Origin of the sequence: Microvirga sp. VF16, assembly GCF_016864375.1 — a bacterium.
In the GTDB taxonomy this organism is placed as follows: Bacteria; Pseudomonadota; Alphaproteobacteria; order Rhizobiales; family Beijerinckiaceae; genus Microvirga.
In genome coordinates, this window is record NZ_CP069357.1 from 189787 (window position 1) to 205705 (window position 15919).

The 15919-nt window shown below is 63.1% G+C and carries 14 protein-coding genes and 2 pseudogenes; 14 read left to right on the forward strand and 2 right to left on the reverse strand.

The genetic code is table 11. The features are described from left to right. The 4 genes from JO965_RS39960 to JO965_RS39975 are packed head-to-tail and all read left to right on the forward strand — an operon-like array spanning position 1 to position 2592. Complete coding sequence (locus tag JO965_RS39960) at positions 1-465, forward strand: DUF6691 family protein (RefSeq protein WP_203447286.1); 465 nt, start codon at positions 1-3, stop codon at positions 463-465. Beyond that, positions 455-1255, forward strand: coding sequence for a sulfite exporter TauE/SafE family protein (locus JO965_RS39965; RefSeq protein WP_203447287.1), 801 nt, complete (start codon positions 455-457; stop codon positions 1253-1255). The genes JO965_RS39960 and JO965_RS39965 overlap by 11 nt, the downstream gene beginning before the upstream one ends. A gap of 26 nt (positions 1256-1281) precedes the next feature. Then, the gene (locus tag JO965_RS39970) at positions 1282-2190 is read left to right on the forward strand and encodes an MBL fold metallo-hydrolase (RefSeq protein WP_203447288.1); all 909 of its coding nucleotides are present in this window, start codon (positions 1282-1284) and stop codon (positions 2188-2190) included. Positions 2191-2205: 15 nt separating this feature from the next. Beyond that, on the forward strand, positions 2206-2592 hold the full coding sequence (locus tag JO965_RS39975) for a rhodanese-like domain-containing protein (RefSeq protein WP_371827012.1): 387 nt from the start codon (positions 2206-2208) through the stop codon (positions 2590-2592). A gap of 83 nt (positions 2593-2675) precedes the next feature. Here JO965_RS39975 and JO965_RS48635 read toward each other — a convergent pair whose 3' ends face one another. Beyond that, on the reverse strand, positions 2676-3269 hold the full coding sequence (locus JO965_RS48635; protein ID WP_246777247.1) for a MerR family DNA-binding protein: 594 nt from the start codon (positions 3267-3269) through the stop codon (positions 2676-2678). Between the two features lie 24 nt (positions 3270-3293). Between JO965_RS48635 and JO965_RS39985 the strand changes: the two genes are divergently transcribed. The 10 genes and pseudogenes from JO965_RS39985 (at position 3294) to JO965_RS40025 (ending at position 14098) form a co-directional block, all read left to right on the forward strand. Continuing rightward, positions 3294-3770: a transposase gene (locus tag JO965_RS39985; protein WP_246777248.1), complete on the forward strand. Its 477-nt coding sequence runs from the start codon at positions 3294-3296 to the stop codon at positions 3768-3770. Positions 3771-4092: 322 nt separating this feature from the next. Further along, positions 4093-4725, forward strand: a complete 633-nt coding sequence (locus JO965_RS39990) for a DUF1326 domain-containing protein (protein WP_203447290.1) — start codon at positions 4093-4095, stop codon at positions 4723-4725. Between the two features lie 25 nt (positions 4726-4750). Further along, the gene (locus tag JO965_RS39995; protein ID WP_246777249.1) at positions 4751-5533 is read left to right on the forward strand and encodes a DUF2182 domain-containing protein; all 783 of its coding nucleotides are present in this window, start codon (positions 4751-4753) and stop codon (positions 5531-5533) included. A 378-nt stretch (positions 5534-5911) separates the two neighbouring features. Further along, the gene (locus tag JO965_RS40000) at positions 5912-6745 is read left to right on the forward strand and encodes an alpha/beta fold hydrolase (protein ID WP_203447291.1); all 834 of its coding nucleotides are present in this window, start codon (positions 5912-5914) and stop codon (positions 6743-6745) included. 1061 nt (positions 6746-7806) lie between these two features. Beyond that, positions 7807-8229, forward strand: coding sequence for a cupin domain-containing protein (locus JO965_RS40005; protein ID WP_203447292.1), 423 nt, complete (start codon positions 7807-7809; stop codon positions 8227-8229). 355 nt (positions 8230-8584) lie between these two features. Continuing rightward, on the forward strand, positions 8585-9925 hold the full coding sequence (locus JO965_RS40010; RefSeq protein ID WP_371827022.1) for an efflux RND transporter periplasmic adaptor subunit: 1341 nt from the start codon (positions 8585-8587) through the stop codon (positions 9923-9925). 9 nt (positions 9926-9934) lie between these two features. After that, the gene (locus JO965_RS40015) at positions 9935-13204 is read left to right on the forward strand and encodes an efflux RND transporter permease subunit (protein WP_203447294.1); all 3270 of its coding nucleotides are present in this window, start codon (positions 9935-9937) and stop codon (positions 13202-13204) included. Positions 13205-13277: 73 nt separating this feature from the next. Next, a pseudogene (locus JO965_RS48640) lies at positions 13278-13482 on the forward strand (NAD(P)/FAD-dependent oxidoreductase); the annotation flags it as partial. Between the two features lie 206 nt (positions 13483-13688). Further along, positions 13689-13952 (forward strand): hypothetical protein, encoded by a 264-nt coding sequence (locus JO965_RS40020; RefSeq protein ID WP_203447295.1) that lies wholly within the window; start codon positions 13689-13691, stop codon positions 13950-13952. A gap of 2 nt (positions 13953-13954) precedes the next feature. Further along, on the forward strand, positions 13955-14098 hold the full coding sequence (locus tag JO965_RS40025) for a hypothetical protein (protein ID WP_203447296.1): 144 nt from the start codon (positions 13955-13957) through the stop codon (positions 14096-14098). 550 nt (positions 14099-14648) lie between these two features. Here JO965_RS40025 and JO965_RS40035 read toward each other — a convergent pair. After that, positions 14649-15844 (reverse strand): annotated as a pseudogene (locus JO965_RS40035) (ISKra4 family transposase); the annotation flags it as partial. Between the last annotated feature and the right edge of the window lie 75 nt (positions 15845-15919).

Sequence of the window (15919 nt, forward strand, 5' to 3'; positions counted from 1 at the left end):
ATGCCGGCCATCCTTTCCGCGCTCGCGTCCGGCCTGCTCTTCGGCCTCGGGCTGATCGTCTCGCAGATGGTCAACCCGGCGAAGGTGCTCAGCTTCCTCGACGTCTTCGGCGACTGGGACCCGAGCCTCGCCCTCGTCATGGGCGGCGCCGTCACGGCATCGGCCCTCGGCACCGTCATCGCCGGGCATCGCCGCGCCCCCGTCCTGGCCCGGCGTCTGGAGATCCCGACCCGCCGCGACCTCGACCCGCGCCTGATCGGCGGCGCGGCCCTGTTCGGCATCGGCTGGGGGCTTGTCGGCCTCTGCCCTGGCCCGGCGTTCACCGCGATCACGTTCGGCCCTTGGCAGGTTCTCGTGTTCGTCGTCGCGATGATCGCCGGCATGGCCCTGTTCCGGATCCTGCCGTCCGACTGGCCCCGGGCCACCTTCCGGCGCGAACCCGTGGGAGCGAGCGATGATGCCTGATCTCCTGACAGGTGCCCTGGCCACGGGTTCCGGCGGGGTCGTCGGCCTGGTGCTGGGCTTGGTCGGCGGTGGTGGATCCATCCTCGCCGTGCCGCTCCTGGTCTATGCCGTCGGCGTGGCTTCGCCTCACGTGGCGATCGGCACCGGCGCCGTCGCCGTCTCGGCCAGTGCGCTTGGCAACCTGCTCACGCACTGGCGGCTGGGCAACGTGAAGGGACGGTGCGCCGCCGTGTTCGCGGCGGCCGGGGTTCTCGGCGCCATCGCGGGAGCGGCTGCGGCCAAGGCCCTTGACGGCCAGAAGCTGCTGGCCCTGTTCGGGCTCGTGATGATCGTCGTCGGCATCGTCATGCTGCGCCGGCGCGGCTCCGGCGGCGATCCGGCGGTCCGCCTGACCGCCCGGACGGCAAGGCGGCTCCTGCCACCGTTGCTCGGCATCGGCTTCGGGGTGGGTCTGTTCTCCGGCTTCTTCGGCATCGGCGGCGGCTTCCTGATCGTGCCGGGCCTGATGCTCGCCACGGGCATGCCGCTCACCTTCGCCATCGGCACGTCCCTCGTGGCCGTCACGGCCTTCGGGGCGGCCACCGCCGCCAGCTACGCGATCTCGGGCCTGGTCGACTGGCGGCTCGCCGGCCTGTTCGTCGGCGGCGGCCTGCTCGGCGGATTCGCCGGGGCCGTCCTCGGCAAGGTGTTGGCATCGCGCAGGCAGGTGCTCGGTACCGTCTTCGCCGGCCTCGTCATCGCCGTCGGGGTCTACGTCGTCTCGCGCGGCCTCATCGGATTGACCGCCTGAGTCCGCAAGCCAAGGAAGGAGCATCCATGTCCGTCACGAAACCACCGTTGCGCGGGCGACCCATCGTGAAGGGGTTCTTCGAGAGGCGCACCAACAGCGTCCAGTACGTCGTCGCCGATCCGGAGACGCGCCGCGCCGCGATCATCGACCCTGTCCTGGACTTCGACCCGAAGTCGGGCGCGACGGCGACCCACTCCGCCGACGGGCTGCTGGCATATGTCGAGCGCGAGGGGCTTTCCCTCCAGTGGATCCTCGACACGCACCCGCACGCCGACCACTTCTCGGCGGCGGGTTACCTCAGGGACAGGACCGGCGTGCCCACCGCCATCGGCGAGAGGGTGGTCGACGTGCAGAAGCTCTGGAAGGGGCTCTACAACCTGCCCGACGAATTCCGGACCGATGGCTCGCAATGGGATCGGCTGTTCGCCGATGGCGAGCGCTTCACCATCGGGAACCTGGATGTCGAGGTGATGTTCACGCCGGGCCATACGCTCGCGTCCATCGCTTACGTTTTCGGCGACGCCGCGTTCATCCACGACACGATCTTCATGCCGGACGGCGGCACGGCCCGCGCCGACTTCCCGGGCGGTTCGGCGCACGCGCTGTGGAGGAGCATCCAGCGGATCATCGCGCTTCCCGACGACACGCGCCTGTTCACGGGGCACGACTACATGCCGGGCGGCCGCGAACCGCAGTGGGAGAGCACGGTCGGGCAGCAGCAGCGCGAGAATAAGCACCTCGTGAAGGCGAGGACCGAGGACGAGTTCGTGGCCTTGCGCGAGGCGCGCGACCGTGAGCTGCCGATGCCGAAGCTGATCCTGCATTCCTTGCAGGTGAACATCCGGGGCGGGCGCCTGCCCGAGCCGGAGGACAACGGCAGGCGTTATCTGAGGATTCCCCTCGATGCGCTCGACGGCGCACCGTGGGACGAGTGACCGAAGGAGGCGATCATGACGAAGACGGCAAGGGACTTGGTGGCCGAGGCCAATGGGACGGTCGAGACGCTGACGGCGGAGGAGTCCCTCAAGCTCCTCGGGAGCCCCGATGTGGTGTTCGTGGACGTGCGCGAGGGCGAGGAACTGGAGAAAACCGGAAAGGCCCGGGGGGCGGTGCATGTGCCACGCGGCTTCCTCGAGTTCCAGGCCGATCCGGCCAGCCCGTCGCACAAGGCTGAGCTCGGCGGCGGCAGGCGGCTGGTGCTCTACTGCGCCTCCGGCAATCGCTCGGCCCTGGCGGCGAAAACACTGAAGGACATGGGGATCGGGAACGTGGCACATGTCGCTGGCGGCTTTGCGGCCCTCCGGCAGGCGGGTGTCCCCGTCGAAGAGGGACGCTGAACCGTTGCTCCCGGCCTTGCCCAGTTCCGATGCCCACGCACATGGTCCGGAAACGCGGGCCGTGAGCCCGCACCATCCGCAGGTCAGTGCCGCTCGCGATGACACTGTCCGTGATCGGCCAGCACCTCGATGATCCGGCACTCGGAGATCATCCGATGGTCGTACGTGACCATCGCCTCCAATTCGTCGCGCAAGGCCGTGAGCCGGGCGATCTTGTCCTTCACCTCCTCGAGGTGGGCCTTGGTGATGTCGTGCACCTCGCCACAGGAGCGGCCTGGATCGCTCGCAAGACCCAGGAGTTGCCGGATGGCCTCGACCTCGAAGCCGAGTTCGCGGGCGTGACGAATGAAGTTCAGCCTGCGAACATCCTCGGCACGGTACCGCCGCTGCTGGCCCTCCGTGCGAGTCGGCTCGGCCAGCAGTGAACCGTTGATGACACTGACGCACGCCATGCCCGCTGCCACGGTGTCACCACGCAGATCGGCGGCGAGCGCTTTTGCGTCTTCCGCACCAGCCGGTCGAAATCGCGCCTGAACTTCCTGTCGCTGCTGCGGGCGGGCTGCGAGAACTACGTCGTCAACGAGGCTGCGCTGGACTACCTGCGCCGGCAGCCGGTCGAGGCCGCCGTGATCGCCCGGTTGACGAAGCTCCAGGGCCACGCCCTGTGCTGGGTTCATGCCGAGCGGCACCTCGAGAAGCTGATGCCGGCCTCGCCCAAGCAGGCCAAGGCGGTGGAATTGGTCCGCAAGACCATCTGGTGTTTTTATCGCGGTCTGAAGCTGTGGAAGCAAAGCCCCTCACCGGGCGCCGAGGCGTCATTCCGGCGTCAGTTCAACCGCATCTTTGGCCAGCGCACGGGTTACAAGGACCTCGATGCGCTGCTCGCCCGCCTGGCGCGGCGCAAGGGCGAACTGCTGATGGTGCTCAAGCGGCCCGAGATCCCGCTGCACACCAATGCGTCGGAGAATGACCTGCGTGCCTGCGTGATCAAGTGGAAGGTCTCCGGCGGCACGATGAGTGCGGATGGCCGCATGGCACGCGATGTCATGCTGGGGCTCTCGAAGACATGCCGCAAGCTCCGGCTGTCGTTCTTCGACTATCTCGGGGATCGGCTCGGCCTGCATGGGGATCAGCCGAGGATCCCGCCGCTCGCCACCCTCGTTAGCCAAACAGCCTGAGGCCCGCGGCCCCCAAACTACCCCGATTACAAACGTCGTCAACAGTCATATTGCCAAACGGGCGCCATCCAGACATGACGATACCAACACGTCGCCCTCCGCCGCTGAGACGTCAGCGCCATTAGCAGATACTCGGAAACAAAAATTGCGACGGAGCCTCCTGCTGCGCTTGTGAGTCCTGAGCAAGGCTATTTGCCGGCCCGCCCGAATGCCAGTAGCCGAGTTTGGCTGCTCGCAACAAGCCATCGTCCTTGCTATACTGACCACCATCACAGCAGATGCTGCCCGCCCGGCCCCGCAGGGTCCAGAGGAGGAGGTGTCCATGCCACGCACCGATTGGCGCCTGGAAGGCGAGTGGATCAAGAACTGCAGTTGTGCCTATGGCTGTCCCTGCGACTTCAACGCGCCTCCGACGCAGGGCTATTGCGAGGGCCTGCTCGGGATGCGCATCACCAAGGGCCATTTCGGGGACGTCCGGCTCGACGGGCTGAGCTTCTTCGTCACTGTGCATTTCCCGGGGCCGCTGCACGAGGGGAATGGTCAGGCCCAGCCCATCATCGACGAACGCGCCACCCCCGAGCAGCGTGAGGCGCTTTTCGGCATCCTGTCGGGGCAGAACTCGGCGGAAGGCACTCTCTTCCATATCTTCAGCCTGATCGTCACGAAGATGCACGATCCGATCTTCGCGCCCATCGAGGTCCGCTTCGACCAGGAAGCGAGGATTGCGCGGGCGATCATTCCCGGAGTGCTTGAGACCGAGGTCGAGCCGATCAAGAACCCGGTCACTGGCGCTGACCATCGCATTCAGGTGGTGATGCCGGACGGTTTCGAGCATCGGGCGGGCGAGATCGCCTCTTCGAACATCCGCAGCTCGGGCGCGATCCGTTTCGAGACCAAGGGTAGCCACAGCACGCTCGCTCATGTGGTGCAGACCCCGGAAGGCGTTGCCGCCTGACGGCCCGCTGAGTTGAGGTCGCCCAGTGTCAGAGACATCGGTTCTTGCATCGGCACTGCGCCGCGACCGTTTGATCGTGATCGGCGGCCTGCTCGGCGTTGTCGCGCTGTCGTGGCTCTATCTTTTCCGGCGCACCGGCATGGACATGCAGGCCATGGGTGACATGGCCATGCCGATGGCGCCCATGCCGTGGTCACCGGGCTATTTTGCGTTGATCGTGGCCATGTGGATCGTGATGATGGCGGCGATGATGCTGCCGAGCGCCGCGCCGGTCATCCTGCTCTACGCCACGATCGCGCGTCGGCGCAGGCAGCAGGGCGCGGCGGCACCAGCCGCCGGCCTCTTCGCCCTTGGCTATGTCGTGGTGTGGGCTGTCTTCGGCCTCCTGGCGGCCACGCTGCAATGGGGGCTGGACGCGGCGCTGCTGCTGTCGCCCCTGATGGCGACGACCAGCGTCGCGGTCGCCGGTCTCGTGCTCGTCGCGGCCGGTCTCTACCAGTGGACCCCGCTCAAGCAGGCCTGCCTGCGGCAGTGCCGCTCCCCGCTTGACTTCCTCCTCGGCGACTGGCGCGAGGGCTCTCGCGGCGCCGTGGCGATGGGGACCCGTCACGGCCTGTTCTGCCTCGGTTGCTGCTGGATGCTGATGCTTTTGCTCTTCGTCGGCGGCGTCATGAACCTGCTCTGGATTGCGGTGCTCGCGCTCTTCGTCCTGATCGAGAAGGCGGCGCCGGGGGGGCACTGGATCGGCCGCGCAGCCGGAGCCGTGCTGACGGCTTGGGGCGGCGCCGCTTTGCTGTCGCTAGCCTGACGGAGAGCATGAGGAAAGGTGGGGCGGCGTCTGCAGCTGCTCGGTGGCAAGAGGTTCGTGTCAGAACGAACAGCGTTGGCGGCCGTGGTCGTCCCCTTTCAGATCTCAGCCGGCCGATCGACTGCCCCGACAGGAAACCTCATGCTCCCCTGATGACACTATCGCTTCGACCACCACGCTTTCGCGTATTTCGCGGCGCGGCCGGCGCCCATCACCGTCAAACCCGCGCTCGCCGGCGTATCGGTCGACCAGGTTCCGAAACCGGAGTAGATTTTTGAGCACCAGACGATCTGTTGGGCGCGGCTGTACCTGGTGTGGTGAGCTTGGAAGCGCCACAGATGAGCATCTCGGCTCCCGCCGGTCAGAAGGAGACAGGCCATGGAGATGCACGAGGTTTCGGGGGGTGGCGGACTACGCCTGCATGTTCGCGAATGGGGCCCGAAGAGCGGACCAGCGATCCTGTTCATCCACGGCTGGTCGCAGAGCCATCTGTGCTGGAAAATGCAGTGGGAGAGCGCACTTGCCGACGAGTTTCGCCTCGTCGCCTTTGATTGTCGCGGACATGGAATGACGCAAGCGCCCCTTGAATCTGAACATTATGCAAGCCCCCAGCTCTGGGCGGATGATCTCTGGTGCATCATCGATCAGCTGCAACTGGCTCGGCCCGTCCTGGTCGGTTGGTCTTATGGAGGATATGTCATCTGTGATTACCTGCGGAGCCACGGCGATACGGCCATCGCTGGCATCAACTTTGTTGCCGGGGCCGTCACGCTCAACCAGGCGGCGTTCGGAACGCTCATCGGACCGGGATTCCTCAACCATGTCCCGGGAGCAACGGCCGAGGACCTACCGACCAACATCGCGGCGATCCGCAGCTTTGTGCACGCATGCGTGGCACACCCACTGTCCGAGGAGGAGATCGAGACGGCTCTTTGCTGGAATATGATTGTACCGCCCAAGGTCCGTCTGGCCCTGGTGACGCGCGACTTGAATAACGACGACGTTCTACGCGGGCTGACGGCCCCGGTCCTGATCAGCCAAGGCCGATCCGATACCGTGGTGCTTCCAGCCATGAGCGAGCACGTGCTCCGGACATGCGCCGGGGCCGCTGCCTCATGGTACGAGTCCATCGGGCATCTCCCGTTTCTGGAGGCGCCCGACCGCTTCAATCGGGAGCTGACAGAGTTCGCGCGGTATACGGCCTCTCGTTGATCTGTGACGGCCAAATTGCCCGGATCAGGGGAGCATAAGGATCTGTGGGGCGCCCAATAATGAATCAGTTTCAGGAGCCCGCCATCTCAACACGGTTATCTGCCCATCAATGACAGCTGCCCTCAGGCGCTCCACATAGCTGCCCCAACACAAAACCTCATGCTCTCCTAAATCGGCTCGGAAACATTGACCCCTGTCAGAATGAGCGCAACCTGTTGATGATGCGAAACAAACGTCAACAACAGAGGGATCACAGTCCGCGCCGGTCGTGACCCTCCCGGTCTGAGCAAAAACCGAAAGCTCCGCAGAAGTTTAGGCCCAGCACGCGGCAGGGTCTGAGTTCGAGGCCGGATGGCACTTTGGCAAATGAAGGTGTCCAGCAGCTTTGTTTCGTTTGGCTCGAAACGTTGTGCAGCCAGCCTGTTACCAAACTGCCCCACAGTTCCTCGTGCTCTCCACTTAGGGATGGCGATAGGAACTTCATCAAACTGGGCAAGCCCACCGGCCGGTCGTGGGCACAACAGGGCATTCATCCGAAGACCTAACGGATCTTAAGGCTCATTTCTTGCGTACCGAGAAAGAGTAACTGGCGAATAGCGTGTATTCGCACTGACCTCGCCTCACCTTATGTTCCTTCTCGGTGGTGCCTGGAGCGGGATCACCCAGCCCATTTCGCGGCTTTGGAGAAGATCAATGTTTGCGCCGAGATGCCCTAATGTTCGCGCATATTGCCAGCCGGGAGCTGGCCCAAGGCGGGCTAGCGCAATCCGGAGAGTGCTCCTTGACACCGCCGACACGAACGATGACCTCCACGAGCCAGGCCCCGGCGATGGAGGCGGCAGCCATTTCTTGGGAGCACATCTAAACGTGAACCTGCCGCGCTTGAGCTGCGATGTGGCTCGCAAAGAGGACATACACCCCGCGCCACTCCGTCATTCGCTTGGTACGCCACTGTGTCTCCTGAAGGTGCGAACACATGAAGATACAAATCAGCGATGGATCGAAACATCACCAATACAAACGCCATCTTCAATGGACGCGAAGGGCGGGAGGATTTTCAAATGAAAGCAACTCGACTTATTACGGCAGCGGTGCTGTTCGTCGGAAGCGGATTGGCGCTGCAGCTCGCGCAGGCCCAGCAGCCAGAAAACCAAGTGGCACGGCCTTCAGGCCTCGGGCGGACCGAGGTCCTGCGGCACGATCTTGGCCAGCCCGGACGCGAGGTCATCCAGGTGCGGGTCGATTTCGCCCCGGGGGCGGCCTTCGGCATGCACACGCATCCGGGTGAGGAGATCGCCTATGTCCTCGAAGGCTTGCTGGAGTATCAGTTCGAGGGTAAGCCCCCGGTCACGCTCAAAGCCGGAGACTCCTTGTTCATCCCAGCTGGGACACCCCACGCGGCCAGGAACGTCGGCAGCGGCAATGCGGCGGAGCTCGCTACGTACTTGGTCGAGAAAGACAAGCCACTCGTGGTGGTCAAGTGAGCGATGCGACGCCACACGCTGGCCGCTGCACGTAATCTGTGATTTCCGTCACAGCCTGAAACGACTGGACATTAGATAATCGCTCTTGCGAGACAGCAAGAAGGCCATAGCACTTTCCTTCGGCTCCGGCCCTCATCGTGGCTGACCGCTGGAGGTACCTTGGGGCAGATGCGTTTCTGGCGCCATTTCGATCCTGTTGGCTGAAGCGTCGAGAGTCCTGATCCTTGTCGACGCTTCGGCTGCCACTGGTTCCAGGCAGTCGGACCACCCGTTGCGCTCGTTTCGGCCAGTGACACTTGGGTGCCTAGCGCGGAACCCGCATGGTCTGCGTTCATCATAGAGGAAAAGACTGATGCTGCGCTCCGTTTTTGTTCTGATTGCTGCGGTCAGCGGTTTGGCTTTTGCGGCTCTCGTGCCACAGGCCCCCGAGACGGTGCGCGACCTGCTTGCGAAAGCCAACGTCAGCACCGCGTTTCAGGCCAGGGCTGAAGACAAACATGATGCTGTGTCATCGGCCACCGCCGACAGTGACGGGCATGGCCATGAACACGGCGACGAACACGGCGCCGGGGGACAAGAAGGGCCTGAAGGCGTCGTCCAGATGACCCCTGAGCGCGTCGCTGCGGCAAAGATCGAGGTCGCTACGATCGACAAGGGGGTGCTCGCGCGCCGCCTGACCGTCCCGGGTTCGGTCATCCCGGATCCTGACCGGATCGCCCATATCGCGGCAAGAGTCGTCGGAACCGTCGCAGAACTGAACAAGCGTCTTGGTGATATTGTCGCAAAGGGTGAGACGATTGCGGTCCTCGACAGCCGGGAGGTCGCCGAGGCCAGGAGCGAACTGCTGTCGGCGCTCGTGAACCTGGAGCTCCAAACGACCCTCTTTGAACGCGAACAGTCCCTCTGGGACAAGAAGATCTCCGCCGAACAGCAGTACCTGAAGGTTCGCAATAGCTTCGCGGAAGCGCAGTTGCGGGTCGATCTCGCTCACCAGAAGCTGACCGCACTTGGCCTTTCAGATAAGGAGATTGCTGCGGTGGGAAGTCCCGTTGCACCCGTCAAGCAAGCCTCGTTTGGGCCGCAGGTCGCGACGCGCCCGAACAAATTGCAGCGTTATGAGCTGCGCTCCCCGATCGCAGGACGCGTGGTTGAGCGCAGGGTCGATCTAGGCGCGCCGGTCGGTGGCGAGGACCAGGAGAAGGAAGTCTATGTCATCGCCGATCTTTCGTCAGTCTGGGTCGAGCTCTCCATTCCGACGGGGGATCTCCCCCAGGTTCGAGAGGGACAAGCCGTCCAGATTATCACGACCCATGACGGGCCGAGCGCTGAGGCACGCATCGTCTTCGTCAGTCCTTTGCTGAACCAGGATACGCGCTCAGCCCGCGTGATTGCGTCCCTCGACAACAAGGATCTGACTTGGCGGCCTGGCTCTTATGTGACAGCCCACATCACCGTCGAGGAGCAGCCAGTCAACCTACGGCTTCCCCGCTCAGCACTCCAGACCATTAATGGCGAGCAGGTCGTCTTCGTCCGCACCGAAGCAGGTTTCGAGAAGCGGGAGGTGGTGCTCGGTAAGGGCGACGACACGTCGGTCGAGGTCACCTCTGGGTTGGACCCCGGCGAGCAGGTCGCGGTGGCCAACACGTTTGTCCTGAAAGCGGAACTCGGCAAGGCCGAGGCCGAGCACAGTCACTGAGGTCACGCCATGATCAGCCACATCATCGACTTCTCGGTCCGGCAACGCTGGCTCGTCCTCCTGCTGTCGCTTCTCGCGATCACCCTTGGTGGCTGGTCGCTCACAAAGCTGCCCATCGATGCCGTTCCTGACATCACAAACAACCAGGTTCAGGTGAATGCGGTTGTGTCCTCGCTCTCACCGTTCGATGTCGAGAAGCAGGTCACCTATCCAATCGAGACGGCGCTCGCCGGCATCCCAGGTCTCGAATATACTCGCTCACTTTCCCGCAATGGCTTTGCCCAGGTCACGGCCGTTTTCAGCGAATCGACCGATCTCTACTTCGCGCGAGCACAGGTCAACGAACGCCTGAGCGAGACCAAGAACAATCTGCCTCCCGGCGCTGAGGTTCACATGGGACCGATCTCGACCGGCCTTGGCGAGATTTACATGTGGACCGTTGCCTACCGCAAGCCAGGCCAAGGCGCGCCGGTGCTGGATGGTCAGACTGGCTGGCAGTCGGACGGCAGTTATCTCACCCCTGAGGGACAGCGGCTGCGCAATAACTTTGAGCGCGCCTCGTACCTGCGAACGGTGCAAGACTGGATCATCGGCCCGCAGCTCAAGACCGTGCATGGTGTGGCCGGGGTCGATGTGATCGGCGGTTATAAGAAGCAGTATCACGTTCAGCCTGACTCCGCGAGGCTCAACGCACTTGGATTATCCTTCAAGGATCTGGCCGAAGCGATTGAGAGCAACAACCAGAACCGCGGCGCCGGCTATCTCGAGCGCAACGGTGAGGGCTACGTCGTGCGCTCGGCCGGTCGTCTCGAGAGCATGGAGGAGATTGGCAACGTCGTCGTGGTGACGCGGGGCGGAGTGCCCGTTCGGATTAAGGACATCGCCAGCGTCGGGATCGGTCGCGAGCTGCGCACGGGCTCAGCATCCGCGAACGGCGAGGAGGTAGTCCTCGGCACGGCGCTGATGCTGATCGGCGGCAACAGCCGCACGGTTGCGGCCGCGGTCGACGCGAAGATGAAGGAGATTGCTCGCACTCTGCCGCCGGGTGTTGAGGCTAAGACGGTTCTGAACCGAACCTTGCTCGTTGACGCCACCGTCAAAACGGTGGCGAAGAATTTGGCTGAGGGCGCACTGCTTGTCGTTGTGGTCCTCTTTCTTCTGCTCGGCAACATCCGCGCTGCCATCATCACGGCGCTCGTCATTCCGGTCGCCATGCTGATGACGGTGACCGGCATGGTTCAGGGAAAGATCAGCGCCAACCTCATGAGCTTGGGAGCACTCGACTTTGGACTCATCGTCGACGGCGCTGTCATCATCGCTGAGAACTCGCTGCGACACTTGGCCGAGCGCCAGCACGAACTCGGCAGGCAGCTCACCCTCGACGAGCGCCTTCAAACCGTGCGGCGTTCAGCGGAGGAGATGGTGAAGCCCTCCGTCTATGGGCAAGCAATCATCATTCTCGTCTACGTACCGCTCCTCGCCTTCACGGGAGTCGAAGGCAAGATGTTCGCACCGATGGCCCTGACGGTCATCATCGCGCTCGTCGCAGCCTTCATCCTATCCCTCACCTTCGTGCCGGCGTTGATTTCGATCGTCATCAAGGGCCGGGTGCAGGAGAAGGAAAATCTCATCGTGCGGGTTCTCAAGACGCTCTACCGGCCGTTTCTGGACGGGGTAGTCCGCCGGCCGGGGCCAGTGATCGCTACGGCGCTGCTGCTGTTCATCGGCGCGACCGTGCTCTTCAACCGCTTGGGGCAGGAGTTCATCCCGCAACTGGATGAGAAAAACATTGCGATGCATGCCGTGCGGATACCGTCGACGTCGCTATCGCAGTCGCAAGACCTGCAGCTCTCTATCGAGAAAGCGGTGAGCACATTCCCGCAAGTGGCCTTCGTCTTCTCGAAAACCGGTACGGCGGAGGTTGCCGCCGACCCAATGCCGGTCAACGTCTCCGATAACTTCATCATTCTCAAACCCCGCGAGGAGTGGCCCGATCCAGACCTGCCCAAGGAGAAGCTGATTGCAGAAATTCAGGCTGCCGTCGGCACGGTCGCGGGCAACAACTACGAGTTCACGCAGCCTATCCAGATGCGGTTCAACGAGCTTTTGGCCGGCACCCGCGGCGATCTGGCTGTCAAGGTATTCGGGGAGGAGTTCGACGCGATGCTACCGGCGGCAAACCAAATTGCCGGTATCCTCCGCGGTGTTCAAGGCGCCGAAGACGTCAAGGTCGAGCAGGTCACAGGCTTGCCCTTTCTGGACATCCGCATTGAGAAGGCGGAGATCGCCCGCCTTGGCCTGAGCCACGCCGCGGTGCAGGACGTGGTTGGTGCCGCCATTGGTGGCCGTGAAGCCGGTGTCCTCTTCGAAGGCGATCGTCGCTTTGACATCGTCGTTCGCCTTCCTGACGCCGTTCGCGATGACCTGGAGGGGCTCAAGAACCTGCCGGTGCCGCTATCAGTGCGTGTGAACGCCGCGGTTCCGCTGAAGCAAGTCGCGAGTTTCTCCTTCTCAGAAGGCCCGAACCAGATCAGCCGCGAGAACGGAAAGCGGCGTATTGTCGTGACCGCTAACGTGCGGGGGCGTGATATAGCCTCGGTCGTAGCAGAGGCGCAGGCCAAGGTGGCCGCCGGGGTCAAGCTGCCAGCCGGATCCTGGATCACCTGGGGGGGACAGTTCGAGAACCTCGCGGCCGCCAGTCAGCGCCTCATGATCGTGGTGCCCGGCGGCTTTTTCCTGATCTTCCTCCTGCTCTACTCGGCTCTGGGCTCGCCGCGCGACGCGCTGCTCGTGTTCAGCGCGGTCCCGCTCGCTCTGACGGGCGGCGTTGCAGCGCTCTGGCTGCGCGACATGAGCTTCTCCGTTTCGGCAGCCGTCGGGTTTATCGCCCTGTCCGGCGTGGCGGTGCTGAACGGCCTCGTGATGCTCACCTTCATCAAGCAGCTCGTCGCGGAGGGCCGTCCCATCACGGATGCGATCATTGAGGGGGCGCTCACGCGGCTACGGCCGGTCGTGATGACGGCGCTGGTCGCGTCGCTGGGTTTCGTGCCGATGGCGCTCGCAACTGGAACAGGGGCGGAGGTGCAGAAGCCCTTGGCAACGGTCGTCATCGGCGGCCTGATAAGTGCGACCTTGCTGACCCTCCTCGTTCTGCCGGCCCTTTACGCCCGTTTTGCTGGGCAGGCGGCCAAGGCGAAGCACGCACTGACTGAGGCACCTGATCAGGCGGCTGCCTCGTCAAAGGCTATAGCGATTCCGTTCCGAGAAGCGGCTGAATGATGATGGCAGCGAGCCATGCAGGAGTCCCTTGAGATGTTGATGTTGAGGATGCGGCCCAGGTGGGCAAAGGCTCCGCCCGAGGTACGTCGCATGCCTCGATATCGGTCGGCGGGGTGCTCTCTACACCGAGGGCTGGGACCGTCAGGTGCGGCTGACGCACGCGAAAGGCAAGGCTCAGAAGCGGGAGATCAACACCGTGGGTCTATCTGCCGGCGGCTGATCGCAAGGCGGCCTTTGCCGTCGCCAACCCGGATTATGTGATCGTTCCCGGACGCTGACAGCCCTCCCCGCACCAACGTTGGGGAGGGCTGAGAAACCCAAGCCTCAGCAAGCGTTCGACTGTCCAATGGTGCAATCTGTTCGCTCAATCTTGGTCCTGTTTCCTGGCCCAGGATGGCTGCAAGAATGACTCAATTTCAATCGGTTCTCGCCGATTGCAACATCCCTCAGACACAGGCTGTGCACCGGCCTTATGGAGAGTAAAATGTTTAGAAAGCTTCTTTTGACTCTGCCCCTTCTTTTCCTCCCGGGCATGGCCTTGGCGGAAATGGGCAGCAAGATCGATCGCGACCGTGTCAACCGCGAGGTTGAGGCTATGCAGCGGGATGGCCGCTGGGAGCGCGCCATTGCTGAAGGTCGTGCCAACAAGCAAGCCTTCGAGACGCTACGCCAAGCTCAGAACCATATGCGGCAGCCCACAACGGAGTACACGGTGTCGGAGCCAGCCCGTCGGCGCGCCAGGCACTAAACATGACACGCGCGACGCAGCATCTGTTGAACCACCTCGAACGTCCCCGCCGGCGCGGTATGTCGTACCACATTGCCGCGAGGGTTGGCCTGCTCAACCTCGCGGCAACCGTCACAACGCTGCTGGTGGCCGATCCTCTGTTCTGACGGCTCAGTGCGGAGGACGTCATGCTGGATTATTGAACACGCCATGGTTGCAAGAGAGCAAGGGTCCCGACGAAGCGGTAATTCACGACCTTGAGCGAACCGGAACGCCACCTGCGACGATCACATAACAGCGCCTCCCAGCGTGGGTGCCGGTCCACTTGCGCTGGGTCCTGAAGGAGCTTGGTCGGTTCACCCTCGTACTGCAGGGCGGCGCTCTCGAGGTGAGGTTTGAGAAGTGCAAAGTCCTCCGGCGCCACAGCCGCAGGACCAGGCTCGTGCAATCAGCCGCTTTACTGGAGCAGCATGAGGTTTCGTCGGGCGGTCAATCGGCAAGCTGAGATGTGTAATGGAGGCGGTCACGGCCGCCAATCGCTGTTCGCTCTGCAACAAACCTCTTTCCACCGAGCCGCAGCATAAGCCTCCCGAAAATTCTTCGTGCTCCCCGTGGAGAGTCCGGCCCTGCATTACTCCCGGCATCGATATGGCTTCATCTAGCTTAGGCAGCTACCCGGCCATCGCATCCAACATTGTTGTTCATCATGCCAGGATACTATTGCTCGAATGTGGCACGCAGCGAGCCATCCAGAGTCCTGGTCCGCGTCTGCAGGAGCAGGTGCGCGCCGCGTCGGCTCCACTCATCTGCTGCTTCTTGGCAAAGCGCTTGCTGACGACGGCATTCAGTGTCGCCTCGACAAAGGCTGAGGAGATCCGCTCACCGGACCGATAGCGCTCTCCGTAGTTGATCAGGCTCGTTTCATTGCTGGTGGTATAGATCTGGAAGTCGCGCATGGCCGTCCTGAACTTGCGCAGATTAGGGTAGCGACTGTCGAGAGCTTCGAGGTCGAGAAGCAGATCGTCGATTGCCTCGCAGGCTCGGTAGATGTTGCCATGCCAGAGGAACTACTTGATCCAGCGCAACTTATCGAGCGCCTCCAATCCGGCCTCCTTGCCATGGTGCACCAGACCTTGGGCAAACTGGCGCAGGACCGTGATCCGCATGGTGACGTGAAACCAGTCGAGGACGTGCTCGCTGCACGGGCTGATCCGCTCAGCAAGCGCGCGGACCTCGTCCCCGCCGTCAGTGATAAAGGTCAGATCCTGATTGGTCTGGAAGCCCTGTCGGCGGAGGTGATCAATAACGCGACGCTGCGGCTTGCGATCATAGCCATGAACGAAGCCGATGTAGCGGGCCTCTCCCTCTTCGGGCATGGACCGGCCGACGATGAGCTCGAAATTCTTCTTTCTGTCGCGCCAATCGCGGATGTAGCCGCCGTCCAGGCCGATGACCATCCGTCCATCAGGAATTGGCAGATCCTCCCAATCGCGAGGATCTGTGCCCTCGGTGAATGAGGCTCGCTGCTCGGCGAGATCGCCCTCTATCCGCTCGGCTGTCCGTAGGACGTGCTGACGGACCGTGGTTGCGTTGACGCCGCTCCCGACAGGAAGCACGTCGGCCAGGAGATCGGCGGCTGCTGCATAGGGCACGAGCGAAGCCCAGCGGGTCTCGAGATACAGGCGCTCTGGCGCAACGTGGTCGGGAAGCAACTGCGTCAATGGCGAGATCGTCGCTGGACCGTTGGTCTGCCGCTCTTTGGGAACGTAGAAGCGTGGGCTCTTCAGCTGGACATCTCCGAACAGAGTCCGGAAGGTGATCGGGTAGCTGCCCTTGCCTTGGAGCCGCCGACCAGTGATCTCGCAGTGCCGGTGCTTCTCAAGCCAAGCGCCGACCTGAGCCTCGACGATCTGAAGCATGATCATGAGCTACATGGGCTCTCCGTGCGCTTTCGGGAGAGCCGCCACGCCGTTATCAGATCACATGGG